Origin of the sequence: Bathymodiolus thermophilus thioautotrophic gill symbiont (assembly GCF_003711265.1) — a bacterium.
Lineage (GTDB): Bacteria > Pseudomonadota > Gammaproteobacteria > PS1 > Pseudothioglobaceae > Thiodubiliella.
The window spans coordinates 398,439-423,908 of the sequence record NZ_CP024634.1 but is presented as its reverse complement, the minus strand read 5'-3'; the positions used below and the strand labels follow the sequence as shown (position 1 = coordinate 423,908).

The window sequence follows — 25,470 nt, the reverse complement described above, 5'->3', positions numbered from 1 at the left end:
ACTCATTCAAACCTAAAAGATATTTAGCATCATTCTATCAAGACTTTGGTATAAATATGCAGTAAAATTTGGTCATATTTAAATTGCCACTAAAGGGATTATCATGCAAAAAGACATTATTTCAACAAACAAAGCACCACAAGCAATTGGCACTTATTCACAAGCAGTAGCAATAACTGGCGGGACAACTGTTTATCTTTCAGGACAAATTCCTTTGATACCCGAGACGATGGAGATGGTTGAAGGCGATATTAGTGAACAGATTCATCGAGTGTTTAAGAATTTAACAGCGGTGTGTGAGGCAGCAGGCGGTGGGTTGAATGATATTGTAAAACTTAATATCTTTTTAACAGAATTAAGTCATTTTCCAATTGTGAATGAGATTATGGCACAATATTTTTCTCAGCCTTATCCTGCACGGGCAGCGGTTGGCATCAAAGAATTACCAAAAGCGGCACAGGTGGAAATGGATGGCGTTATGGTCATTGAGTAATGAGTAAGTTGTCTGATCCCATTATTTCTATTAATGGATTAGGGCCAAAAGCACAAGACAAATTAAATGCAATTGGCATTTATAATTTAGAACATTTGTTGTTTCATTTGCCACATCGATACCAAAATAAAACCTCTATTGCCAAATTAAATCAAGCGCGTGCGGGTGATGAAGTGTTGCTGCAACTCACTATTAAAAATGTTGAAACACCGCCGACAAGGATGCGCCAACTACTGTGTCATCTTGTTGATGAGAACAATCGCCGCTTATTATTGCGTTTCTTCCATTTTAGTCAATATCAAAAACAACAACTGGTGCGTGGCAATATCATCCAATGTTTTGGCGAGGTAAAAAACGGCCATGATGGCTTAGAAATGCACCATCCTGAATACCGACTGATTTCTAAGGGACAAAGTTCGTTGTTAGAAAAGACTTTAAGTCCAATCTATCCACTAACTGGCAATATCCACCAAGCGCAAATGAAAAAATGGGTTGGGGCTGCCATGACGGCGTTAAAAGAATCGCCATTGAGGGATAATTTTGAGCGTTTTTCTGGTCATTCTATGCCGTCGTTAAAGCAGGCGTTAGAAATATTACACCACCCAAAAGAAGATGAAAATTTAGAGCAAATTGAAGCATTTAAACACATTGCGCAACAGCGATTAATTATTGAGGAATTGTGTGCGCAACAACTGAGTTTATTACAATTAAAAAAACAACGAAAAAATAAAATAGCCAATGTTTTTGTGATTAAAGACGCTCTCTCCAAACAATTACATAAAAATCTAGGCTTCAAACTAACCAACGCACAACAGCGCAGTATCACAGATATTAACGCCGATTTATCATCCAATCATCCAATGCTTAGACTGCTACAAGGCGATGTGGGCTCGGGTAAAACCATTGTGGCTGTTTTTGCGTGTTTACAAGCGATTGAAAATGGTTTTCAAGCGGCAATTATGGCACCAACGGAAATTTTGGCTTATCAACATCTACAAAGTTTCACCAATTATTTAACCATTTTAGGGATTGAAATAGCGTTTTTAACTGGCTCACAAAACACCCAAACAAGAGCAGCGCAACTGGAAAAAATACGCTTAGGCCAAGCACAAGTCGTGATTGGCACACACGCTTTGTTTCAAAAATCGGTGGTGTTTAATAAACTCGGCTTGGTGATTGTTGACGAACAACATAAATTTGGCGTACATCAACGATTGTCTTTGACACAAAAAGCACACAACACACCACACCAACTGGTAATGACCGCCACGCCCATTCCTCGCTCACTAACAATGAGCGCCTATGCAGATTTAGACTCGTCTATTATTGATGAATTGCCACCAGGAAGAACGCCAGTACAAACAATCGCACTTAGTAATAAGCGCAAAGATGAAGTGATTGAAAAAATCAAACGAGTGTGTGATGCCAAGAATCAAGTATATTGGGTTTGTACTTTGATTGAAGAATCGGAAGCATTACGGGCAGAATCTGCCACCAATACCCACCACTATTTGCAGGAAAATTTACCAGACCATACTGTTATGCTCATTCATGGCAAGATGAACAAAGACGAAAAACAGTCTATTATGCAACAATTTGCACAAGGTAAGATTAATGTATTAGTGGCAACAACTGTGATTGAAGTTGGCGTTAATGTACCTAATGCCTCGTTAATGGTCATTGAAAATTCAGAACGCTTGGGATTGGCACAATTACATCAATTACGCGGGCGTGTGGGGCGTGGCAGTAACAAAAGCATCTGCATTCTAATGTATCAACCACCACTTAGTGCCAATGCAACACAACGCCTAAATATTCTCAGGCAAACTAACGATGGTTTTATCATTGCCAACAAAGACCTAGAATTACGCGGCCCTGGCGAAATTCTTGGCACACAACAAACCGGTATTGCCGATATGAAAATTGCCAATATTGTGCGTGATGGCTATCTCCTCAATCAAGTACATTTTTATTGCGACCAATTTATCAACGAAGATGAAGCGCAACAACAGGCCTTGATTCATCGTTGGATTACCAAAGACAAAGCCCAATACGCCAGTATTTAAACAAGTCTCATCCTTGTGAAAATGGCATTAAAAATGTATGCACGGTATTTTCTTAAAGAGACCTTTGCATATATATGGATGATTAGCAAAATTCAATTTTCACCCACTTGGTAATTTTCTTAAACCTTGTCCTATCAGGGCTAAGGCTGGGTTTAAGAAAATTACCAAGTGGGTGAAAAGTGGATTCTTGATGATTATTTATATTTATGCAAAGGTCTCTTAAAGTAAAATGTTAGGCTTATGAACACTAAAAATCTTATTTGGGAAAATTTAGACACGCAAACAGCCATACCTGAAACAGTAAAACCATGGCTAACCGACGACAAATCACTCACCAAAAAACTCAAACAGATTTTTGCAGATTTCTCAGTGAATGTCCTCTCACAAACGCAAGCACAAGCGGACAATAATGAGGCTGATTTGATCAACTTCCAAGCCGATTGTATCATTCGTGAAGTAGAATTATTAGGCAATCAACAAGCTGTGGTTTTTGCACGCTCAATCATTCCCATCAACGACGACACCCAAGATTTATTAAATATCGGCTCTAAACCATTGGGAGAAATATTGTTTAACAACCCAAAGATTGTGCGTGGTCAATTGCAAATAACCCATACGGGAAAGATTTGGGGCAGGCGCTCCACTTTTACCATTGGCACAAGCAAACTTTTGGTGTGTGAATTTTTCTTGGAGCCTTTGTATGCGTGATGATATTTTTTTAAAGAAAAACGATTTGGTTGATTTTACTTTTGACGCAAGCGTTGCGAATGTATTTGACGATATGGTTAGACGCTCGGTGCCAGGCTATCAATCCATGATTGAAATGATTGGCTTAATGGTAAAAACTTATGGGCAAAATAATACCAATTATTACGACCTTGGCGCCTCAACTGGTGCAACGGCGATTGCCTTAGGTATAAACAATCCACATAAAAATAATCACATTATTGCAGTAGACAATTCAATAGAAATGACGAAAAAGTGTGTGAAAAATATGACCCATAAAATAGAAAATTTTGAAGTGATTTGTGCTGACATTGAAGATATTTCCATTCAAAATGCATCCATGGTAGTGCTTAACCTTACCCTACAATTTATCAAGCCTGAACAAAGGCAATCGCTAATTAACACCATTTATCAAGGGCTAAACAAAGGCGGCGTATTAATCTTATCAGATAAAATTCATTTTAATGATGTGCAAAAACAAACTGAGACAACAAAACTACACTTAGACTTTAAACGAGCGAATGGATATAGTGAATTAGAAATTGCAGCCAAAAGACAATCCATTGAAAATGTACTCATAACGGACAATGAACAAACACATTTTGAACGCTTTAAAACAGCGGGATTCAGCCAAAGTTTTTGTCATTTTCAATGTCTGAACTTTGCCGCCTTTTTAGCGATTAAATAAATTTGTTGTCAAACAAAAAACTTATGTATAATTTAGACCGTATCCGTTAAGCTTGTAGGCAGGCATAAAAGACCAAAGCTTGTGGGCAAGCATAAAAGACCAAAGCTTGTGGGCAAGCATAAAGGCCTCCTTTTTTGGAGGTCTTTTTTTTACCCTTAATGATAAAAAAAATGAAAAAAACTATTTTGCTGATTGATGCTGGTTATTTATACTCTATTTTAAGAAAAGAAGGTATTCTTTATGATGCGAATATAATTGCAAAAATAGCCAATGATTGCTGTATATGCGATGAAGAATTACACAAAATCCTCTACTATGATTGTGATTCATTCGATCCAATTGACAAAAAAACTGGCAAGCCGTTTTTTTATTTACTCAAACACCAAAATGGTGCTAAACTGGTCAAAAAAGAAAATAAACTTATTGCAAAATTACAACAAAAAGATTTATTTGCTATTCGTCTAGGGGTCTTAAAATTCGATGGCTGGACTCATAAAGGTGAAGAAGGCAAGCCAAAGTTTAGACAAAAAGGTGTAGATATGCGCATTGGATTAGATATGGCTCACCTTGCCCATCAAGGAAAGATTGATAGAATTATTTTAATTACCGCAGATACTGATTTTATTCCTGCAATGAAGTATGTCAGGAAAGCCAACATACAAGTTGTAATTGCTAAATTAGGAGAATGTCATTTAACATCAGATTTAACTATGCACACTGATTTTATCAGGAAAATCAACCTTAACAAATATCGGAAAAAATAATAAATTATGCTTTTAATGATTGACAATTATGATTCGTTTACCTATAACTTAGTGCAGTATTTTGGCGAGTTAGGTCAAGAGGTCAAGGTATATCGTAACGATGAAATTACGATAAAAGAAATTGAACAACTTAATCCAGAATTTTTGGTTATATCGCCTGGCCCTTGCACGCCTAGTGAGGCGGGGATTTCAATTGAGGTGATTGAATATTTTTCTGGCAAAATTCCGATACTTGGCGTATGTCTTGGCTTTCAAGCAATGGCTCAGGCCTTTGGTGGAAAAATTATTGGTGCTAAAAAAATTATGCACGGTAAAATATCACCAATACACCATGCCAGCAAAGGAGTATTCTTTGAATTGAAAAATCCTTTAAATGCTACTCGTTACCATTCATTGGTTGCTGAACAACTTAGTTTGCCCGATTGTTTTGAAATTACTGCTTGGACTGAGGATGAACAGGGGAAAATGGATGAAATTATGGGTATTCAACATAAAGAAATGGCAATTGAAGGGGTGCAATTTCACCCAGAATCTATTTTGACCGAGCAAGGTCACGATATGCTGAATAATTTTTTAACAAGGAAATAAGAGATGGAACTATTAGAATTTTTACTAAATGACGATCAAATTTTTACCACTATCACGCTATTTGTTTTAATTGCTTTATTGATTGGCAATATTATTGCTGATAAATTAAAAAAATATGAGGATGTGGATGTTAATAATGCGGTCACGCTAATGGATGAGAAAAATTTAATTGTTTTAGATGTGCGTGAAGTTAAAGAATACCAAAAAGACGGTTATATTCCGAATGCTATCCATATTCCACTGAGTCAGGTTAAAAACAAACTTGATACCTTGGATAGCAGTAAAAAAGTACTGGTTTATTGTCGTAGTGGCTCGCGTTCAGCGCACATTTCAGGGCTATTAACACGCAATGGATTTGAACAGGTTTATAACTTAAAAGGGGGTATTTCGGCTTGGAAAAAAGCAAATTTACCAATAAAAACCAAATAAAGCTCATCATGAAAAAAAACATTATCTATTGCTCTGATACATGTCCATTCTGCCAAAGAGCTTACCAATTACTAGAACGCCGTGGCATTCCTTTTAACAAGAAATATGTCAAAGATCGAAACGATTGGAATGAAGTCGTGGAAAAAACAGGTAGAAGTACTGTGCCGCAAATATTCATCAATGGTACTCATATAGGTGGCTTTGACGATCTGTCTGCTGCTGACCAATCTGGCAGATTGGACGAGATTGTTAATCAGTAATGAATAACAATCTCAGTATTATTGGCGCTGGCGCTTGGGGAAGTGCATTATCCATTGCATTGGCAGATAACTTTGACACCATCTATTTGCATACACACACAAAGAAAGAGGTCGATATATTGCAATCAAGGCACCCTGCCTTATCCGTAGATTATGCACCAAATATCAAACCCATTTTTGATTTATCCTGCGTGCAAGATGCTCACAGTGTTTTAATTACGGTACCAAGTTATGGCTTTATGACCACACTCAAAGCATTACAACCTGTACTGACAAATAATCAGCCTGTTGCTTGGGCAACCAAAGGCTTTGATACCAATGGGCAATGTTTTTTGCATGAAAGTTTTGAAGCAATTTTAAACAAACATCCGAGTTGTGTCATTTCAGGACCCAGTTTTGCTGTTGAAGTAGCCAGTCACAAACCTAGTGCACTTGCCGTTGCCTCAAAAGACAAAAAAACTCGAGACTATTGGGCGCAAGCATTACAAACCGATACACTAAGGGCTTATACCAATGATGATGTTATTGGTGTGGAAGTTGGTGGTTCGATAAAAAATATTTTGGCAATTGCCGCTGGCATTGCCTCAGGTTTGGGCTATGGCGCCAACACTCAGGCAGCACTCATTACTCGAGGATTGGCTGAAATGGTGCGCTTAGGCGTGGCATTGGGTGCAAATATTACTACTTTTAACGGTTTATCGGGATTGGGCGATTTGGTACTTACTTGCTCTGATGATTTATCAAGAAATCGTCGATTTGGCAAAGCGCTGGCAAACAATCAAAGTGTTGAGCAGGCATTGAATCATATTAATGCGACTGTTGAAGGATTAAATACCTTGGAACTGGTCTTATCAATTGCTCAAAAACATCACATTGAAATGCCAATTTGCGAACAAGTCAATCAAGTTATTCAAAAACAAACAACGCCAACTGAAGCGGTAAATTATTTAATGTCAAGAGTACAAATTAACGAATGACGCTTGATCTACTCAGGCACGGAGAGCCTGAAGGTGGTCGATTATATCGTGGTAACTTGCTTGATGACCCTTTAACTAAAAAAGGCTGGCAACAAATGCAAGCATCAACCAATGGCAAATATTGGGATTTTATTGCCACTTCACCCATGATTCGTTGTCAAGCATTCGCCCAACATTTATCACAAACACTGCATATAGAAATGCAGGTATTTGAATCTTTAAAAGAAATAGGATTTGGCGATTGGCAAGGTCAAAATGTCCAGCAAATTGGACAAAAAACGGTTAATAAATTCAAACAAAACCCAGTGGATAACTTGCCATTAGGTGCAGAAAATTTGCATACTTTTCAAGCCCGAGTCTTGGATGCATTTATGCAAATAACACAAGACACTATGCAATCGGTGTTAATCGTCGCTCACGCAGGTGTTATTAGAGTCATTAAATCTCATTTACTTCATTTACCTATTGAAAAAATGTTTACAATGGAGGTTATTTCTGGATCTTGTGAACAGTTTAAAATATGAAAAATTCTATATTATTGGCACTTATTGCAATAACTCTGGTGGCACACATAACTTTATGGCCTAACTCTCCCAATCCACCAAATTTTAAGGAAGCCAAAAGCATTCAGGAAATGAAAGATTCTTTCTTCAATTACTTACTGCCAATAGTAAAAGCAGAAGAGCAGAAAATTAGAGACACTCGCTCATCCATTGAAAAAAACCAGTTAAGCGTGTTGCAGATGAAAAAATTAGCCAAAAAATACCACCTTAAACGGGTAAGTAAAGAAAAGTTATTAAATATGGTAGATGTTATTCCTGTTTCTTTGGTATTGGCACAGGCAGCAATTGAATCTAATTGGGGGCGATCACGATTTGCCATGGAATTAAATAATTATTTTGGCATTTGGTGCTTTACAAAGAACTGCGGTGTCATTCCTAAGAATCGTGATAAAGGCGCCAAGCACAGAATAAAAAGATTTTCGTCAACCAAAAAATCAATTGAATATTATCTGTTGAATATCAACCGTAACCGTGCTTATAAATTACTCAGAGAAATTAGGGCTTATAAACGCAAACACAATCTTAAAATCACAGGAAAAAGCCTTGCTGAAGGGTTGGATAAATACTCAGTAATTGGTTATGAATATATTGAATCAGTACAAAGTATCATTAGGCAAAATAATTTAACTCGATTTGACTAATACCATTTAAAAACTCCTGCCTTAGGTACAGATGCTGAATAAAGGGCAAAATTTACAAATGAGTAAAAGCCGCCCTTTAGTTAATATTTATGTCTAATACGAGGTTCTCATTTCCAAAAAACAACCAAGTCTCACGAAATAGCAGACATTAAAAAACCCGCATTTTGCGGGTTTTTTATTATTATTTGGATTGAGATTAACGCTTTGAGTACTGCTCACTCTTACGCGCTTTCTTATGACCCACTTTCTTACGCTCAACAATTCTTGCATCACGAGTAACAAAACCCGCTTTACGCAAATCAGGTCTTAGGTCGTTATCATATTCCATTAACGCACGGGTAACACCTAAACGAATAGCACCCGCCTGTCCAGTATCGCCGCCACCTTTAACAATAATGTTGAAATCAAACTTATCTCTCATCTCAACTGTGTCTAACGGTTGGTTAATAATCATTGAAGAAGTTTCACGACCAAAATATTCGCTCATCGGGCGCTTATTAACGGTAAATACACCCTTACCTTTTGTCATATAAACACGAGCCACTGAAGTTTTTCTTCTGCCTGTTGCGTAAAATGTTTCTGTCTTTGCCATAATTTTCTTTATACCCTAAATATCTAAAATTAAATTTCTAAAAGCTGAGGTTGTTGCGCCCCATGCGTATGTTCAGCACCTGCAAATACTTTCATTTTTCTAAACATATCTCTTCCTAAGGGACCCTTTGGCAACATACCTCTCACTGCCTTATTGATAATCTCTTCAGGTTTCTTTGCCTGTAAATCTTTGAATGCAATTGATTTTAAATTACCAACATAGCCCGTATGATGATAATACATTTTATCATCAAATTTCTTGCCAGTTACCTTTACCTTTTCAGCGTTAATAATAACGATGTAGTCACCTGTATCCGTATGCGGTGTAAACTCAGCCTTGTGTTTGCCACGAAGACGAGAAGCGACTGCTGTTGCCAAACGACCCAATGTTTTGCCATCGGCATCAACCAATAACCAGTCTCTTTTTACCTCATGTGCCTTAGCGCTAAATGTTTTCATAAAATCCATCTTCATACAAAATAATCGGACTATTATAATCATTTTTGAACCAGAATGTTGATTATCTACCGATATTAATGCTATTTTTGAAAAATAAAGACAAAAGGGGTATTGGATTAGATGCAATAACCTTGCAAACCTTTTAATATAGGCACTATTACCCCGTACAATCTTTTCAGTTTATCTTGTTACGAGACCTTTGCATAAGTCAAAAGACCAATCTGAAAGGTTTTTTATTTACTGTGCAACGGCCCCATAAAGTATCATATTGAATTATGATTAACTCACATGCACATCTTGATTTTGACGAAGTAAGCGGTATTGCCGAAAATGCAATTGCTATTGTACCCAGTATTGGTAATCAAAATTGGACAGATGTGCAAATGTATCCTTATTTTGCACTGGGCATTCACCCGTGGACGGTGGAACACCATCAGCAACAAGATTTAAATAACTTGGAATATTTAATTAAGTGCAATAATCCTGTTGCCATTGGCGAATGTGGGTTGGATTATATTAAGGAAATTAACAAAAAACAACAACTGCATTTCTTTGTGTCTCAATTGGAAATGGCACAAAAATACCATTTGCCTGTAATTATTCATGCGGTTAAATCCACTGAGGATGTGATTTTCTTACTAAAAAAATATCCTAAAGTGAGGGGTGAAATTCACGGATTCTCTGGCAGCGAACAACAGGCAAACACCTTGATAAAAATGGGATTTTATTTAGGCTTTGGCGTGCAAATAATTAACCAAAATTCTACCCGCCTACGCACTCTTGTGCAAAATCTACCGCTCACATCACTGTTAATTGAAACAGATGACGACAACCCACAAGATTTACCCCTTGTTGCTCAATGTTGCGCTGAATTAAAACAAATATCAGTGGCAAGATTAATAGAACAATGTGATAATAATGTCATTGAGTTATTTGGACTTGGGGAAAGATAATAATGGGTGGTAGTTGTGCACGCACAGAAATATTACTTGGTCAACAAGGTTTGGCACGCTTGGCTGAGTCGCATATTTTAATTGTTGGGCTTGGTGGCGTGGGTGGGGCTTGTGCCGAATCTTTGTGTCGTGCAGGTATTGGGACATTGACTTTAGTGGATTTTGACAGCGTAGAAAACACCGATCTTAATCGACAATTAATTGCTCTGAATTCAACATTGGGCAAATATAAAGTGGATGTTTTGGCAGATAGATTACACGACATTAACCCTGACACTGTCATTATTAAGCGCAACGAATTTATTGATAGGGATAAGGCACAAGCCATTGCTATTCAACAAGAGGTGGATTTTGTTGCCGATTGTATCGATTCTATTGCTTATAAAACTGTGTTAATTGACAGTTGTAATCAATCTGGCAAACCAATTATTTCCAGTATGGGTGCTGGTGGACGATTGGACCCAACTAAGGTAAAAATTTCACGAATGGATAAAACCGAGAATTGTGCCTTAGCAAGAGAAATGCGCAAACAACTTAGGCGCATTCATGCTACGCTCAAATTTCCTGTGGTGCATTCTACCGAAGTGCCGATTAAGGCATTGCCACACCAAGCCGTTACTGCCACCAAGACCGCACCTGCTGGCAGACCTAGGGCAGTCAATGGTGCAATTTCTTATATGCCAAATATTTTTGGTTTAATGATGGCAGGTCATATAATACAAACATTACTCAACTCTTAAAAAGGAGAATAACCATGGTTAGCACTGAAACGCCAATCTGTAACTTTAACGCACCAGCGATTAACTTTAGCCTTAAAGGTGTGAGTGGGAAAACACACAGTTTAGCAAGTTGCGCAGGGGAAAACGGGTTGTTAATAATGTTTATTTGTAATCATTGTCCGTATGTTAAAGCCATTGTTAAGCGTATTATTAGAGACACCAAAGCATTACAAGCATTAGGGCTTAATGCAGTGGCTATTATGTCTAATGACCCAGTGGAATATGAGGCAGATTCTTTTGAAAATATGCAAAAAATCGCCAAAGAAATGAATTTTCCATTCCCTTATTTGATTGATGAAACGCAAGAAGTGGCACAAGCTTATGGTGCAGTTTGCACACCTGATTTTTTTGGTTATAATGCCGACTTGGCCTTACAATATCGTGGTCGATTAGATGCATCACGCAAGGAGTCTGCCTCCGCAGATGTTAAACGAGACTTGTTTGATGCAATGTATCAAATTGCCACCACTGGACAAGGTCCGATAAAACAAATTCCATCAATGGGTTGCTCAATTAAATGGCGATAAAACGCAATATCTTAACCTGGAAAATATGATTAATCTAGGGGAAAACAAAAGCAAAATGCCCGCTTTTTTAAGGTCAGGCTTTAGGGTTTTATTTTTTGCTGCTGGATTGGGATCGTCGCTATTAATGCTGGCTTGGTTGTTGTTTTTTACCCAACAAATTAATGTTGAATTTAATGTCTATTATTGGCATGCACACGAGATGATTTTTGGCTATGCAATGGCTGTTATTGTAGGTTTTTTATTAACTGCAACACAAAACTGGACGAAGCTTAAAACCATTAATGGCTATCCATTGTTGTTTTTAGGTGTGGTATGGCTAATGGCTAGAATGCTATCTGTAATGGGGCATGATTATATTTTCTATCAACTGATTACTGACTTGGCATTCCTATTCTTTTCTTTGTTGTTTATAGCTCTGCCTATTGTTAAAGCCAAAAACTGGCAAAACTTGCCCATCGTTTTTAAATTATTGATTTTTTTTATTGCTAACATTATGTTTTATCTTGGTGCTTTGGGTTATATGGACAATGGGCAGTATCTGGGTATTTACCTTGCTTTTTATACGGTGGTTGCGCTTATTTTGATGATGATACGCAGATTGATTCCATTTTTTATTGAAAATGCTGTGTCTGCTGATATTCAATTAAAAAATTCTAAATTCTTAGACCTTGGCAGTCTGGTTTTATTTGTTGTTTTTGCCATTGACAACCTCTTTTTTAAAACACAGATAACGCTAATTAGTGCGCTGTTATTATTGATCATTCACAGTATTAGAATGTTCTATTGGTATCATCATGAGATTTGGGAAAAATCGTTGATTTGGGGCTTGTATGTCGCTTATGGCATGATAAACTTTGCATTTTTATTAACTATTATTGACCATTTTATCACGCTGCCACAAAATACGGCAACACACAGTTTTGCTATTGCTATTGGGCTTATAACACTCAGCATGATGAGCAGAGTCAGTCTGGGACATACAGGCAGAAATGTCTTCTCACCACCGAAAGCATTGGGTGTTATTTTCACCATGTTGGTCTTGGTGTTTGTATTTAGAGTGATTGCTGTCTTATTTTGGGGTGAGTATTACCCTCAATTTATCATCATTTCTCAATTATTGTGGATTGTTGCCTTCACTATGTTTGTCTTTATATATGGAAAAATGTTTTTTCAAAAAAGAATTGATGGCTTGTTTGGATAACAAAAATGCAAACGCCTAAGCAACTAATAACCTTAACAAAAGAACATCACTTGTCGTTATCACTGGCCAACAAAGCAATTAATGCAAAAAAGTTAGGCAACGAAACTACAATATGTCAATTGATCATAGAAACCTTTGAACGAGATCTTTTAAGCCATTTTGTTTTTGAAGAGCAACATATTCTGCCTTTGCTCAAACAACATAATCAACAAGATTGTCAGCGAATAATCGACGAACACAAATGCTTATTAAACTTAGCAAAACACATTAATGCAGGCAATCTATTAGAATTTGGAGAATTGCTCAAAACGCACACTAGATTTGAAGACAGAGTGTTGTTTAAGAAAATATCTACAGACAACTTAAATGAAATACCCGTCCACCCTATTGTCAAAAATCAATAACGCTAAAAAGCATCGGCAATTATTTATTCCGAGACTTTTGCATAAGTATAAATGATTAGCAAAATTTTCCTTCCTAGAGGGGTTGCTATGTAACGCTAACCCAATTAGCAATTTCTTTAAACCTTGTTCTAGCGAGGGCGGCTATAAACCACTCCCTACGGCGAGGCTTATCCTGGATAGCACTAGAAAAATTGCCAAGCGGATGCTTGACGATTATTCATATTTATACAGAGGCCTCACCTTGGGCTTAATTATTACGCTTCAACCAAGCGGCTAATAATTTTATTTGTAATGGTGTAAGTCTATCTTTATGTGCTGGCATTACGCCTTGCCTACCAGAAGCAATTGATTGCTTGATTGTTTCTAAATCACCACCATAAATCCAAACACTATCACCAAGGTTGGGTGCACCAAAAATTGGATTGCCTTTTAAACTCATGCCGTGACAGGCAATACAAAACTGACGATATTTGGCTTTTCCAGCCCCATGCTTTTTCTCGTCATAAACATTATCAGCAACGCTTTTAACATACTTTGCAACATTTTCAACTCCCTCCTTGCCCAGTACTGAACCCCAAGCTGGCATTGTTGCCTTTCTGCCATTAGTAATGGTCTGAGTGATTTGCTCAAGTTCTCCACCCCAAATCCAATCATCATCTGTTAAATTAGGGAAATTTGCCTGTCCTACGCCATCTTTATTATGGCAAGCGGCACAATTTTGTGCAAAAATATTGCTCGCAAGTTTCATTGCATCAGCATTAAACTGCAAAGTTACTGTGTCTGATTGCTCTAAACCTTCAAGTTCCTTATAGTAATCATGTGTAATATTCGCCTTGCTTTCAATGTAACGCTGCGCATTATCCATTTCAAACAAACCTTTATAATTACCAAAACTTGGGTAAAAAATCATATAAAAAATTGCAAAAATTGCCGAACTAATGCCCAGCCAAAACCACCATGCTGGCGCTGGATTAGAACCTTCTTCTAAGTTGCCATCCCAGGTCACATCATGAACATCTGACTCTTTACTAAAATAGATACTGATACCCAATGTTAATAAATATACTAACCCTAAAATAATAAGTCCAGTTACTACAATTTGCCATAATAAAGGTAAATCAGCCATGTTTGTCTCCTACAATTTCTTCATCAAATAATGGAATATTCATACAATAATCTTGCGCTTCCTTGCTTTGTTTCATTGACATCCAAGCAACTAAGGCAATCATAAATCCCATGGCTATCATATCGCCAATTAAAATAAACTGCCACATTAGCGAAAAGTCCCCAACACTTGTAAGTAGGCAATGATTGCCTCCAACTCTGTTTTTCCGTTAATGGCTTGCTCTGCCTGTTTAATTTCTTCATCAGTATAAGGATGCCCATACCATTTAAGCAATTCCAACTTAGCAACAATGTCCTTTGAGTCAACTTTATTTTTAGTTAACCAAGGGTAAGCAGGCATAATAGATTGAGGCACTACTGCACGCGGATTGTTTAAATGCATTTCATGCCATTTATCACTATACTTTCCACCCAATCTTGCCAAGTCAGGCCCTGTGCGTTTTGAACCCCACAAAAACGGGCGATCATAAATATGTTCTCCAGACGATGAAACCTCGCCATAGCGCATTACTTCCGCCACCAAAGGTCGAACTTGCTGAGTATGACAACCCACACAACCTTCACGAATATAAATATCTCTACCTGTTAATTGCAGAGCAGAATAAGGTTTTACATTCTCTGTGCCTTTATGCAAAGATTCGTCAAATAAATTCGGCACGATTTGCACAAAACCGCCAATCGAAGAGACGATTAAAATGCCAAATATTAATAACGCTGAATTACTTTCAATAGTTCTATGTAGTTTTAACATTTAAACTCTCCTAAATTTCGTTGCCTGGATGAACTTTTGGTATTTTCACCAAGACTGGTAAGTTATGCTTACTCGCAGCATAAGTTCGATATAAGTTATAAGTCATCAATAACGCACCAAATAAGAACATTAATCCACCTATTAAACGCATCCAGTGATAAGGAATAGTCACAACAACAATATCAATAAAACTATAATTCAGTTGTCCATAATCATTAATTGACAAGTTCATAACGCCTTGTGCCACACCTGATGCCCACAATGCAATAATATAAGTTAGAACACCCATTAATGCCAACCAAAAATGTATATTTACCAAACGCTTACTATACAACTCAGATGCACCCACTAATTTTGGCACCAAGAAATAAAGTGTGCCAAAAGTAACAAAAGCATTCCAGCCTAATGCACCTGAATGCACATGCCCTACTGTCCAATCGGTGTAATGACTAATAACATTCACACTTTTAATTGCCAACATTGGACCTTCAAAAGTGGCTAAAGCATAAAAAATCATTGATACTACCAAAAACTTCATGCCTGGATCGGTGCGTAACTTCTCCCAAGCACCACTCATAGTCATGACTGCATTCAACATCGTTGCCCAAGAAGGTAAGATTAGAATAATACTCATTACCATTGCCACAGTCATTAGCCAATCGGGAATAGAAGTGTAATGTAAGTGATGAGGACCCACCCAAATATAAGTATAAATGAACGCCCAAAAAGCGATCACTGAAAGACGATAACTCCAAACAGGTTTGTCTGCTTGTTTCGGTAATGTGTAATAAAACATACCTAAGAACCCTGCTGTCAAGAAAAAGCCAACCGCATTATGTCCATACCACCACTGCACAATCGCATCTTGTGCACCCTCATAAACTGGATACGCCTGAGTCCAACTATAAGGTATTGCCAAATTATTAACAATATGCAACATCGCTACTACAATAATTAATGCACCATAAAACCAATTAGAAACATAAATTGGGCGAATTTTTCTAGTAGCAAGTGTACCAAAGAACACAACACCAAAACTTACCCAAACAATGGCCACTGCAATATCAATTGGCCATTCAAACTCAGCATATTCCTTGGTACTGGTATAACCCATTAGCAAACTTGCTACACCAACTGCTACACCAATCTGCCAGCCAATTGCTACAATCCATGCCAACTTTGGTGAAAAAAGACGCACATGGCAAGTGCGTTGTACACTATAAAATGCAGTTGCAATTAATGCTGAACCACCAAAACCAAAAATAACGGCATTAGTATGAAAGGGACGGAGACGCCCGAAAGAAATTTCTGCAATATCGAAATTAAGCCATGGCATCACTAATTCAGATGCCAAATAAGCACCCGCACTCATCCCAACAATCGCCCAAATCATCGTGCAAAATATTAAAAATATCGTTGCAGAATCCGTGTAATAAAGATCTTTATTCATAAAATTAAACTCCTAAATTGGGGCCAATACCGTGAACCCAAGCAATGGCACTAATGCCTAACAAAGAAATGCCAGCAGTTGATATAAAACCAAACAACGAACAACCCATAAAAATACCTCGATCGTAATCCGTTTTTAATAAAATTGGAATAGAGGCAAATAACAAATATCCACTCAATGCAAAAATCGGGGAGAGTGCAATAACATGAAATAAAATAGAGGGATACAAATGCACCACGCCAGCTAACATAATGGGTGTTGTAATCACAGTAACCACAGCAAAAGCATCTTTTAAGGTAGCCTTAGGTGCATATACAGAGGACATCCATTTAATAGTCAATGCCGTAGCAAAAAAGCCAACAACAAGCATTAAAAAGTAAAAAATAGAAATAATAAGTGATTGTGTTAAACTCAGACGAATCGGATCCGCTATACCCATCGACCAGCCATAATAATACATGCCAAAAAAGGCACTAATAGGCGGAATAAGGATCAGCCAAATGGAAAAACCAAAAAATAATTTGGCAGGTGAATAGCTAGACTGTGCTAAACGCTCGATACTTGCTTTAATCATAAATTAACCTTAATTTTTGTAATTGAATTAATTATTCAGTCGGATATTATACTAACAAATTTACAAAATAAAAATAACTTATGTTGTTTTTTAACACTAAAAACCTTTGTATGAGTGGTAAGGGATTGGAAAAATTCAATTTTTGCCAAGTTGATAATTTCTTCAAACCTTTCCCTGACAAGAATAACAGACCAGTTTTAAGAAATATTCAAGTTGGTAAAAGTGAATGCTTGATGATTATTTATATTTATACAAAGGTCTCTACTAATTAAAATGACAGAATGGCTCTTGCACTTGGCTGATGTCAAATTTCCCAATCTCAGATAACTTCTCTTCATCAAGTAGTTTGAGTTTTTTATAACTAAAAACGATAAGACCCTGCTTTCTAAAACTGGTCATCACACGATTAATATGCACCTTGGTTAGTCCTAAAATATCACCTATGCCCTCTTGATTTAATGGGAAAAAGGCTTCATTTTCCTCATCGTTAAACATTTCCGGTGCTTGCACTTTAATACGAGCATGTAGTTCCATAATCAAATATGCCAAACTTTCAGCGGCAGTTTTTTTGCCTAAATTCAAAAGATGTTGTTGGCACACAATCAATTTACCCGATTGCAAATCAATCAGTTTTTTAGCAATTTCCGGCTGTTCGCTAATCATTTTTTGCATACTTTTGTCTGAAAATAAACAAATTCCAACATCGGTTACTGCTTTAATAGAATACGGCAATTCGCCTTTATAATTACGACTAAAACCAACAAAATCACCCGGTAATGCAATTTGCAAAATTTGTCGAGAGCCATCTTCTAAATCGTTATACAACATCAAGCAACCTGAGCGCAGAATAAAGGAATAATCGATTTTTTGCTGCTCAAGGTGCAGAATATCGTCTGCAGAAAAAAAATGATGTTTGTCACGATATTTCTGCGTTATACGAATTTTATCCTCACCAACTGCACCAAATAAAGTACGCGACCTAATTGTACATTGACTACACTCCGCAGACTCTACATTAACTGTATTAATTTTAGTTGTCATACGCTTAACGATACCATAAAAGTCACGCTCACATCCGTATATCACCCCAATTGAGACCCCTGCATTAAACTTGAATGTTGAATAAAGGGCAAATTTTATGCAGTTGTCATTTTTTTATAAAGCCTATTCTAGTGGTGTTAAAATGGGTGTTATAAGAAGTTTACCAACGAGTAAAAATTGGCCTTTAGTTAATATTTATCTCTAATTACAAAAACCTCCAATTCAAAAAATAAAAAATTCTAGTGTAATTTAAGCAGTGTAAAAAATGGAGACCTTTGCATAAATTATGAATGATTAGCAACAGTCAATTTTCACCCACTTGGTAATTTCTTAAACCTTGCCCTAGCAGGATTAAGGCTGAGTTTAAAAAATTACCAAGTGGGTGAAAAGTGAATTCTTGATGATTATTCATATTTATGCAAAGGTCTCAAATGGTATTTACAGACAAACAACTAAGGGCACAACTGTCTAAATCTTTCTGAGGCCACCCCTAATTATGTGTTTTACAAAGTGCATCAAAGGTTTTTGCAAGCACTATATAATGAAAGACTAATGTTATCTACAATTAGCGTATAATCATTCTTTCTGTGCTACTCATAAATTAACCCATGTCTGATATTCAAGAAAATAATAAACCACAAGTCAAATTTAGCGATTTAGGCCTGTCCGATTCAATCTTAAAAGTTTTAGATTCAATCGGCTACGAAACACCTTCTCCCATCCAACAACAATGCATCACCTATTTATTAGATGGCAAGGATGTTATCGGTCAAGCGCAAACGGGCACAGGTAAAACTGCCGCTTTTGCCTTGCCACTGCTTGATAAGATTGACATTAAACTCAATGCACCACAGTTGCTTATCTTAACGCCAACGCGTGAATTAGCAATTCAAGTAGCGGAAGCTGTGCAAACTTATGCACGCAGTATAAAGGGATTTCATGTATTGCCAATTTATGGTGGACAATCTTATGATGTGCAATTACGCCCACTTAAGCGGGGTGTTCATGCTGTCGTTGGTACCCCAGGTCGGGTGATGGATCATATTAAGAAAGGCACCTTGAAGTTGGACAACTTAAGATCATTCGTCCTAGATGAGGCTGATGAAATGTTAAAAATGGGCTTTATTGACGATATTAAATGGGTAATGGAACGCATTCCAGAAGAGCGTCAAATTGCCTTATTTTCAGCCACAATGCCAAGCGTAATTAAAAAAGTGGCAGAAAAATTCTTAAACAATCCAAAAATTGTTAAGGTTAAAAATAAAACAGAAACAGCGTCAACAATTGAACAATCTTATATGATGGTAAGCAACATGGCGCAAAAATTAGATGCGCTGACACGCATCTTAGAGGTAACCACTTTTGACGCCATGATTGTTTTTGCCCGCACCAAAACAATGACTGTTGAGTTAGAAGAAAAACTGTCAGCCCGTGGCTTCTCCGCTGCCGCTATTAACGGCGACATTGCTCAAAATCAGCGTGAACGCATCATTAACGACTATAAAAAAGGCAAAATTGATATTCTTATTGCCACCGATGTAGCGGCACGAGGTTTGGATGTTGAACGCATTTCTCATGTGATTAATTATGACATTCCACAGGATGCAGAATCTTATGTGCATCGTATCGGTCGCACTGGTCGTGCAGGTCGTTCTGGTAAAGCCATTTTATTTGTTTCGCACCGTGAAAGGCGTATGTTAAGCACGATTGAACGCATTACTCGACAAAAAATTGAACCGATTGAGCTGCCCAGTGCAAAAATTATTAATGCCAAACGCATTGAAACATTTAAAGAAAATATTTCACAAACAATTAACAATCAAAGTTTAGAAATATTTGAGAAATTGGTTACTGAATTTCAAGGGTCCAATCCAGAAATTGAACCCTTAAAGATTGCCTCTGCATTAGCATTTATTGCCCAAGGCAAGGAGCCTTTGCTCATCTCAGACAAGGTTCAAAGTTTTGGCAGAGAGCAACGCCAAGGTGAAGAGAAAATTATTTCAACCGAAGCATCGCCACTAAAAGACAACCCACAAATTCCAATGTGTCGTTACCGTATTGATGTTGGCAACAACAACAATGTAAAGCCAGGTAATATTTTAGGTGCAGTGGCAAATGAAGCTGACATTGATAGCGAATATATTGGTTCAATTCAGATTTTTGATAACTTTTCAACCATTGATTTGCCAAATGAGATGCCACAAGAAGTGTTAGAAATGCTACGAAAAACTGTGGTTTGCAGTATGCGCTTAAATATGGTTGAACTCACAGACAAAAACAATACGGCAAAAGTGGGTGGATCAAAGTCAGAAGGCAACAAAGGGCGCAAGTTTGGTCGCAAGAAGTTCTCAAAAGATCGCAATGGTAGAAATTCAAATCGCAAACAAAATAACGGGGACAAGAATAATAAACACAGTAGAAAACCAAAATTCTCGAGATAAAATATAATGATATTTACGCGTCTCTTTCCTTTTTTAACTTGGTTCAAACTTGTTACCAAGGCCTCTCTCAAGGCAGATTTAATAGCAGGATTAACAGGCGCCGTTATTGTTTTACCTCAAGGCGTAGCTTTTGCTACCATTGCTGGCTTACCTCCAGAATATGGACTATACACGGCAATGGTTACGCCTATTGTTGCCGCTCTATTTGGCTCATCACTACATTTAGTTTCAGGTCCGACGACGGCAATTTCTATTGTGGTTTTCTCAGCGATTTCTCATTATGCGGAACCGGGGTCTGATGAATTTGTTTCTTTGGCGCTAACATTGACTTTTCTTGCTGGTGTTTATCAATTAGCATTTGGTTTAGCACGCCTCGGCGCAATGGTTAATTTTGTTTCACATACGGTGGTTATTGGCTTTACTGCAGGTGCAGCCATTTTAATTGCCAGCAGTCAATTACAGCATATTACTGGTATCTTTGTGCCTAAAGGTGAGTCCTTTCTACATACTTTACTAGATTTGTATCAAGGTGCTGGCAGTGCTAATTTTTACCTTATTACCATTGGTTTGGTAACCTTAATTACAACAATTTTAGTCAAAAAATTCTTTCCTAAGTTGCCTAATTTATTATTAGGTATGGTTGTCGGCAGCATACTTGCCTTATATTTTAAAGAATTCACCGTAGATATTAAATTAGTAGGTGAAATCCCTGCACATTTGCCGCCTTTGTCTATGCCAAATTTTTCATTTGCCACCATTAAGATGCTCGCACCTGAGGCGTTTGCAGTTGCGTTATTAGGTTTGATTGAAGCAGTTTCAATTAGTCGTGCTGTGGCAACTAAATCCAACCAACGCATCCATGCCAATCAAGAATTTATTGGCCAAGGGATGTCGAATGTAGTTGGTAGTTTTCTATCCAGTTACGCTGGATCTGGCTCATTCACACGCTCAGGATTGAACTATGCTTCTGGCGCAAAAACCCCATTATCAGCCATCTTTGCAGCAATTATTTTAATGCTGATTGTGTTATTAGTTGCACCACTAATGGGCTACCTGCCTATTGCTGCAATGGCTGGTGTTATTCTTGTCGTGGCCTATAATCTTATTGATTTTCACCATATTCGTGAAACCTTAAGTTTTAGCATAGAAGAGTCTGCTGTCTTAATCACCACTTTCTTGGCGACCCTTTTCCTTGAATTGGAATTTGCTATTTATTTGGGTGTTTTACTGTCGTTGGTACTATTTCTTGGTAAAACTTCTACACCCTCCATCCCCACCTTATCTTTGGATAAAACCCAAACTAACGGTAAGAAAAAGTTGATTGATATTAATGAGAAGCCACTCAAACAATGCCCACAACTAAAAATTATTCGTATTGATATGTCAATTTATTTTGGTTCCGTTAATCACATTCAAAAACGCATCGCTACCATTTCAGAAAATGAACGCATTAACCACATTCTTATTGTTGCCAGTGGTATTAACTTTATTGACTTGGCAGGTACAGAGGCGTTAATTGCAGAAAATAATCGCTTGGTTAAAAATGGTGGTTGTCTATATTTTGTTGGTTTAAAGCCTTCTGTATATGAATTTGCCGCCAAATCGCACTTCATCCAACAGGTGGGCATATCGCGCTTTTTTGATACAAAAAAACACGCCATTGAGCATATTTACAAAAAATTGGACCGAGAAATTTGCGCCACCTGCCCAGCTCTTATTTTTGATGAATGTCAACCTTAAATACTTTTTCCTACTAGGAAAATATAACGGTTAAATACCGTGCTTTTTTGTTTGCTATGGATTTCACCAAAGGCTGATCATTGCCAACAATCCACATTCTAATTTTAAAAACTTACAAAAGGTGTTATTTAATTAAAATATACCAATTGAGCATCACTTACAATCTTTCAAAAGTTTTATCAAAAAGTTTTACATAGATACTAAATTGTCATTATAATGACCCACGCCAATAGAATATATTTACTTGCCTATTATTTGATATTCCTTATCAATTAAAGGCGGTAGTTTTTTTTAATGGTTTTTTTATAATTTACAGGAGACAATATGTCTACAACAGGAAAGGTCAAATGGTTTGACGCAAAGAAAGGTTTTGGTTTCATTGAGCAGGAGAGTGGTGACGATGTATTCGTTCATTTTCGTGCGATTCAAGGTGATGGTTACAAATCACTAGATGAAGGCCAAGAAGTGGAATTTGATTTAGAAGATGGCGAAAAAGGCCCACAAGCAGCAAATGTTGTTTTAGGATAATACAAAGTTCACAAGTTAGAAAACCCGACTTACTTGGTCGGGTTTTTTATTACATTTTCTTAAATAAATGCAGGTAATTACGACTAATAGGAAGCGTCTTACCATTAGGAAAACAAATCATTAATTTATTCTGTTCATTTTTAGACACTCGACTAATAAAACTTATATTGACGATGCTACTACGATGAATTTGCCAAAAATAATTAGCATCTAATTGCAAACTTAGCACTTTAATACTGGTGGCAATTAAATATTCTTTACCTTTACTATAAACACAAGTGTATTTTTGTTGTGCTTGAAAATATTCAATCTCTTTTACATTGAGCAAAAACACATTACCCTTACTGTCAGCTGTTTTAATCCAGTGCAATTTTTTATGACCCGTATTTAATTTTCTCTTAATTTTATCCAGCGCCTCTTGATTGTCTAAACGACTGAAATATAACCAAAAGATAACAACAGCAACCACGCTAAAGAATAAAGCGGGATAAATGATTGAATAGGTTAAATCAACACCGAAAATAAAATGATGACCAATAAACGCAACCACCAAACCAAACAACAAACCCGTCAAAGAATGCCAAAGAATTTTGGTAATATTATTTGCATACTGTTCAAAGGGTATTAAAGAATTAGCCCCAAAAACACTCAGCCCAATACTGTGTGAAATCAACAACAAAGCGCCAAAGTCAATATTACCAAGTAATAAAAATAGCAACGCCGCAATGAGTGTATTAAAAACAAGTGTAATGAAGAGCGATATTAAAAGTCGATTTTGCATAATAAATGTCGTATTAGAGATTAATAAATTTTCCGTGAAGCCCCAAAGGCAAAACATAAGGTAATTTTGCCACGGCAACAGGGCCATCATTTAGTTTTTTAGCTTTAAAAATGTTAACTTTGGTGCATTTTTCTTCATAATCTAGCGTTGTCCCTATCACCCAATCATTACCGCGTGCATCTTTAATCAACAAATGCTCTTCTGCCAACTGCTTGGTATAAGAAAAATGTTGTGCCGTTCCTGTTTGATAATTATTAATAGCCACAGAATTGAAAAAAAGTTCGCCTCGTTGTTGTAATGAAACAACTTGCGTATGTGCCAACCCTGTTTCCTTTATATCAACACTTGGAAATTCATTGTAAATATTACTGAGTTTTTCCTCAGTTGCTGTATTTTTTTCTAAATTAAGTCGCACTCGATAAGGATATGCACCCACAAACTTATTATCCACACCCTGCATCAATCCAGTAAAGACATTAAAAATATCAGCATTAGGATAACGCATAGAATCAAAAATCACTTCATTGCCTTGCTCATAAGCATTAACAAAATGAAAGACAAACTGTGCTGGTAATTCAAAAGTTTTCTGAATGTCTAAAGTATTTTTGTCAATTAACCAAACAATGCTCGCTTGTTGCTTATCAAAATAATGTGCATCTAAAAAACTGCGCTTGGCCATAATTTTGGTTTTATCAAAACGAAAGGATGGCAACAACAAAACCAAATACTTTTTAGTAATCATAAAATCATGCACCATTGGTACATTTTTAATAGGGAGAGATTTAAATTGCTTAAGTTTGCCACGATTATCAAGATGCCATAACACAATAGCATCATTCAAACTGGCGTAACCAATATTCCAAATAGAGCCGTCCTGATCTTGGCGATAATGCGCCCCAAACGGCAAGCCTTTGGTTTGCGGTGACCACGATTGAATGCCAATCGTTTTTAAATTTTTAGGGTTTATTTCATAAGCACTGCCACCCTCCCACAAAGCGAATAAACGGTTATTTAATGGCAAAAGACTGATGTTTGCAACATTGATTTCATCAGCACTACTAATGCGTTTTGGCAGGTAAGTGCCGAATGTTTGGAATAACATTTTTTGTTGCTGTTTCTCAGTCAAATATTTGTGGGTATCAACCATTTTTCCAAAATGTGAGATTTTTCCATTCACAATATGGAACTTTTGCACCATTCCATCGCCATCAAACCAATGGTGGTAGCGTTTGCCATAGACTTCATTTTGAGCAGGGCCATTGCGGTAAAAGTAGCCAGTCAAATCTTGTGGAATTTTCCCTTTAACCTCAAGTTCTCCAGTTTGTAGCACCGCTTGATTTGTACCTTGCCAACCAAGCAACCAAGGCTTAATTTTGAGATTTCGATTAAAAGCTGCTGTCCATTCCTCTTGTTGAGCAAATGACAAGTGTGGAAATACCAAACTGCTTAAAGCCAAGCCACTTGTTGACTGTATAAATTCCCTTCTATTCATCGCACCAATTTCACATTAAAATTAACCGTTTCTTGCTTGTCATCAATAACAAAACTGGTCTCTTTAAAAGTTGGTTTGCCAAAATTACCCACGACATTATTTGAAAACCCATAACCTTCATTAGGAACGCCAAAAAAATTGGTACTGAGTTTATCGTCATTATCTATATCATGAAAGACGGAAAGTGCATAGGTGCCAGGATTGACATTATGAATGGTAATTTTATGGCTAAAGCTGGATATATTTTTTTTCACACTAAAAACACTGTTTGATTTATCATCTTTGTTATAGGTGTCTTTCGCATCAAGTGCGATGAACAATTTGCCAGCAATTGGTTTGATGTTACTAACATTTACTTCAATATTTGTCGCATAAGACAAACTTGAAATCAACGACAAAGAAAGTATTATTTTTTTCATTTTGATTATCCTTAAATTA

The 25,470-nt window shown here is 36.9% G+C and carries 30 protein-coding genes; 19 read left to right on the top strand and 11 right to left on the bottom strand.

Features of this window, described 5'->3' with window-relative positions; genetic code table 11:
* Nucleotides 1-103 precede the first annotated feature (103 nt).
* The 11 genes from MS2017_RS01510 to MS2017_RS01460 all read left to right on the top strand — a co-directional run bounded on the left by MS2017_RS01510 (nucleotide 104) and on the right by MS2017_RS01460 (nucleotide 8,195).
* Nucleotides 104-493 carry a RidA family protein gene (locus MS2017_RS01510; RefSeq protein WP_071563496.1) on the top strand — a complete coding sequence of 130 codons (390 nt, stop codon included), beginning with the start codon at nucleotides 104-106 and terminating at the stop codon, nucleotides 491-493.
* Nucleotides 493-2,559: an ATP-dependent DNA helicase RecG gene (gene recG, locus MS2017_RS01505; protein ID WP_122951027.1), complete on the top strand. Its 2,067-nt coding sequence runs from the start codon at nucleotides 493-495 to the stop codon at nucleotides 2,557-2,559. The genes MS2017_RS01510 and recG overlap by 1 nt, the downstream gene beginning before the upstream one ends.
* A 240-nt stretch (nucleotides 2,560-2,799) precedes the next feature.
* Complete coding sequence (locus MS2017_RS01500; RefSeq protein ID WP_071563505.1) at nucleotides 2,800-3,267, top strand: chorismate--pyruvate lyase family protein; 468 nt, start codon at nucleotides 2,800-2,802, stop codon at nucleotides 3,265-3,267.
* On the top strand, nucleotides 3,260-3,973 hold the full coding sequence (gene cmoA / locus MS2017_RS01495) for a carboxy-S-adenosyl-L-methionine synthase CmoA (RefSeq protein ID WP_122951026.1): 714 nt from the start codon (nucleotides 3,260-3,262) through the stop codon (nucleotides 3,971-3,973). The genes MS2017_RS01500 and cmoA overlap by 8 nt, the downstream gene beginning before the upstream one ends.
* Before the next feature lie 170 nt (nucleotides 3,974-4,143).
* The gene (locus tag MS2017_RS01490) at nucleotides 4,144-4,737 is read left to right on the top strand and encodes an NYN domain-containing protein (protein WP_158009222.1); all 594 of its coding nucleotides are present in this window, start codon (nucleotides 4,144-4,146) and stop codon (nucleotides 4,735-4,737) included.
* Between the two features lie 6 nt (nucleotides 4,738-4,743).
* Entirely contained in the window at nucleotides 4,744-5,325 is a 582-nt protein-coding gene (locus MS2017_RS01485; protein ID WP_071563502.1) for an anthranilate synthase component II, read from the top strand.
* 3 nt (nucleotides 5,326-5,328) lie between these two features.
* Nucleotides 5,329-5,754, top strand: a complete 426-nt coding sequence (locus MS2017_RS01480; RefSeq protein ID WP_071563501.1) for a rhodanese-like domain-containing protein — start codon at nucleotides 5,329-5,331, stop codon at nucleotides 5,752-5,754.
* Nucleotides 5,755-5,762: 8 nt separating this feature from the next.
* Nucleotides 5,763-6,014: a glutaredoxin domain-containing protein gene (locus MS2017_RS01475; RefSeq protein ID WP_122952207.1), complete on the top strand. Its 252-nt coding sequence runs from the start codon at nucleotides 5,763-5,765 to the stop codon at nucleotides 6,012-6,014.
* Complete coding sequence (locus MS2017_RS01470; protein ID WP_071563500.1) at nucleotides 6,014-6,991, top strand: NAD(P)H-dependent glycerol-3-phosphate dehydrogenase; 978 nt, start codon at nucleotides 6,014-6,016, stop codon at nucleotides 6,989-6,991. The genes MS2017_RS01475 and MS2017_RS01470 overlap by 1 nt, the downstream gene beginning before the upstream one ends.
* Nucleotides 6,988-7,515 (top strand): histidine phosphatase family protein, encoded by a 528-nt coding sequence (locus MS2017_RS01465; protein ID WP_122951025.1) that lies wholly within the window; start codon nucleotides 6,988-6,990, stop codon nucleotides 7,513-7,515. Before MS2017_RS01470 ends, MS2017_RS01465 begins: the two co-directional genes overlap by 4 nt.
* A complete protein-coding gene (locus MS2017_RS01460; RefSeq protein ID WP_071563498.1) occupies nucleotides 7,512-8,195 on the top strand; it encodes a glucosaminidase domain-containing protein in 684 nt (227 codons plus the stop codon). Before MS2017_RS01465 ends, MS2017_RS01460 begins: the two co-directional genes overlap by 4 nt.
* A 196-nt stretch (nucleotides 8,196-8,391) precedes the next feature.
* Here the strand turns inward: MS2017_RS01460 and rpsI are convergent, their stop codons facing one another.
* A complete protein-coding gene (gene rpsI / locus MS2017_RS01455) occupies nucleotides 8,392-8,787 on the bottom strand; it encodes a 30S ribosomal protein S9 (RefSeq protein ID WP_071564280.1) in 396 nt (131 codons plus the stop codon).
* A gap of 29 nt (nucleotides 8,788-8,816) precedes the next feature.
* Nucleotides 8,817-9,245, bottom strand: coding sequence for a 50S ribosomal protein L13 (rplM, locus tag MS2017_RS01450; RefSeq protein WP_076982496.1), 429 nt, complete (start codon nucleotides 9,243-9,245; stop codon nucleotides 8,817-8,819).
* A gap of 275 nt (nucleotides 9,246-9,520) precedes the next feature.
* Here rplM and MS2017_RS01445 point away from each other — a divergent pair, with 275 nt between their 5' ends.
* Genes MS2017_RS01445 through MS2017_RS01425 form a run of 5 tightly spaced genes read left to right on the top strand, consistent with a single transcriptional unit; the run spans nucleotide 9,521 to nucleotide 13,109 of the window.
* Nucleotides 9,521-10,198 (top strand): TatD family hydrolase, encoded by a 678-nt coding sequence (locus MS2017_RS01445; protein WP_122951024.1) that lies wholly within the window; start codon nucleotides 9,521-9,523, stop codon nucleotides 10,196-10,198.
* Nucleotides 10,199-10,200: 2 nt separating this feature from the next.
* Nucleotides 10,201-10,938 carry a tRNA threonylcarbamoyladenosine dehydratase gene (locus tag MS2017_RS01440; RefSeq protein WP_071564286.1) on the top strand — a complete coding sequence of 246 codons (738 nt, stop codon included), beginning with the start codon at nucleotides 10,201-10,203 and terminating at the stop codon, nucleotides 10,936-10,938.
* Nucleotides 10,939-10,952: 14 nt separating this feature from the next.
* Nucleotides 10,953-11,504 (top strand): thioredoxin family protein, encoded by a 552-nt coding sequence (locus MS2017_RS01435; protein ID WP_071564288.1) that lies wholly within the window; start codon nucleotides 10,953-10,955, stop codon nucleotides 11,502-11,504.
* 25 nt (nucleotides 11,505-11,529) lie between these two features.
* A complete protein-coding gene (locus tag MS2017_RS01430) occupies nucleotides 11,530-12,705 on the top strand; it encodes an NnrS family protein (RefSeq protein ID WP_122951023.1) in 1,176 nt (391 codons plus the stop codon).
* A gap of 5 nt (nucleotides 12,706-12,710) precedes the next feature.
* Entirely contained in the window at nucleotides 12,711-13,109 is a 399-nt protein-coding gene (locus MS2017_RS01425; RefSeq protein WP_122951022.1) for a hemerythrin domain-containing protein, read from the top strand.
* Nucleotides 13,110-13,356: 247 nt separating this feature from the next.
* Here the strand turns inward: MS2017_RS01425 and ccoP are convergent, their stop codons facing one another.
* The 6 genes from ccoP to MS2017_RS01400 all read right to left on the bottom strand — a co-directional run bounded on the left by ccoP (nucleotide 13,357) and on the right by MS2017_RS01400 (nucleotide 18,050).
* Nucleotides 13,357-14,235 (bottom strand): cytochrome-c oxidase, cbb3-type subunit III, encoded by an 879-nt coding sequence (gene ccoP, locus MS2017_RS01420; RefSeq protein WP_122951021.1) that lies wholly within the window; start codon nucleotides 14,233-14,235, stop codon nucleotides 13,357-13,359.
* A complete protein-coding gene (locus tag MS2017_RS11010) occupies nucleotides 14,228-14,383 on the bottom strand; it encodes a hypothetical protein (protein WP_158009311.1) in 156 nt (51 codons plus the stop codon). The genes ccoP and MS2017_RS11010 overlap by 8 nt, the downstream gene beginning before the upstream one ends.
* The gene (gene ccoO, locus MS2017_RS01415) at nucleotides 14,383-14,985 is read right to left on the bottom strand and encodes a cytochrome-c oxidase, cbb3-type subunit II (protein ID WP_122951020.1); all 603 of its coding nucleotides are present in this window, start codon (nucleotides 14,983-14,985) and stop codon (nucleotides 14,383-14,385) included. Before ccoO ends, MS2017_RS11010 begins: the two co-directional genes overlap by 1 nt.
* A 10-nt stretch (nucleotides 14,986-14,995) precedes the next feature.
* Complete coding sequence (ccoN, locus tag MS2017_RS01410) at nucleotides 14,996-16,435, bottom strand: cytochrome-c oxidase, cbb3-type subunit I (protein ID WP_122951019.1); 1,440 nt, start codon at nucleotides 16,433-16,435, stop codon at nucleotides 14,996-14,998.
* 4 nt (nucleotides 16,436-16,439) lie between these two features.
* Nucleotides 16,440-17,009: a Yip1 family protein gene (locus MS2017_RS01405; RefSeq protein WP_071564299.1), complete on the bottom strand. Its 570-nt coding sequence runs from the start codon at nucleotides 17,007-17,009 to the stop codon at nucleotides 16,440-16,442.
* A gap of 264 nt (nucleotides 17,010-17,273) precedes the next feature.
* Nucleotides 17,274-18,050, bottom strand: a complete 777-nt coding sequence (locus tag MS2017_RS01400) for a Crp/Fnr family transcriptional regulator (protein WP_071564303.1) — start codon at nucleotides 18,048-18,050, stop codon at nucleotides 17,274-17,276.
* A gap of 608 nt (nucleotides 18,051-18,658) precedes the next feature.
* On the opposite strand from MS2017_RS01400, the gene MS2017_RS01395 reads away from it, so the two are divergent.
* From MS2017_RS01395 to MS2017_RS01385, 3 genes are all read left to right on the top strand, one after another.
* The gene (locus tag MS2017_RS01395; RefSeq protein WP_122951018.1) at nucleotides 18,659-20,491 is read left to right on the top strand and encodes a DEAD/DEAH box helicase; all 1,833 of its coding nucleotides are present in this window, start codon (nucleotides 18,659-18,661) and stop codon (nucleotides 20,489-20,491) included.
* A gap of 6 nt (nucleotides 20,492-20,497) precedes the next feature.
* Nucleotides 20,498-22,231 (top strand): SulP family inorganic anion transporter, encoded by a 1,734-nt coding sequence (locus tag MS2017_RS01390; protein ID WP_241156946.1) that lies wholly within the window; start codon nucleotides 20,498-20,500, stop codon nucleotides 22,229-22,231.
* Nucleotides 22,232-22,555: 324 nt separating this feature from the next.
* Nucleotides 22,556-22,759 (top strand): cold shock domain-containing protein, encoded by a 204-nt coding sequence (locus MS2017_RS01385; RefSeq protein ID WP_071564309.1) that lies wholly within the window; start codon nucleotides 22,556-22,558, stop codon nucleotides 22,757-22,759.
* A 49-nt stretch (nucleotides 22,760-22,808) separates the two neighbouring features.
* Here MS2017_RS01385 and MS2017_RS01380 read toward each other — a convergent pair whose 3' ends face one another.
* The 3 genes from MS2017_RS01380 to MS2017_RS01370 are packed head-to-tail and all read right to left on the bottom strand — an operon-like array spanning nucleotide 22,809 to nucleotide 25,451.
* Complete coding sequence (locus MS2017_RS01380) at nucleotides 22,809-23,540, bottom strand: LytR/AlgR family response regulator transcription factor (RefSeq protein ID WP_164707560.1); 732 nt, start codon at nucleotides 23,538-23,540, stop codon at nucleotides 22,809-22,811.
* Nucleotides 23,541-23,553: 13 nt separating this feature from the next.
* On the bottom strand, nucleotides 23,554-25,032 hold the full coding sequence (locus MS2017_RS01375) for a carotenoid oxygenase family protein (RefSeq protein WP_122951015.1): 1,479 nt from the start codon (nucleotides 25,030-25,032) through the stop codon (nucleotides 23,554-23,556).
* On the bottom strand, nucleotides 25,029-25,451 hold the full coding sequence (locus MS2017_RS01370; RefSeq protein ID WP_122951014.1) for a DUF2141 domain-containing protein: 423 nt from the start codon (nucleotides 25,449-25,451) through the stop codon (nucleotides 25,029-25,031). Before MS2017_RS01370 ends, MS2017_RS01375 begins: the two co-directional genes overlap by 4 nt.
* Nucleotides 25,452-25,470: the final 19 nt, after the last annotated feature.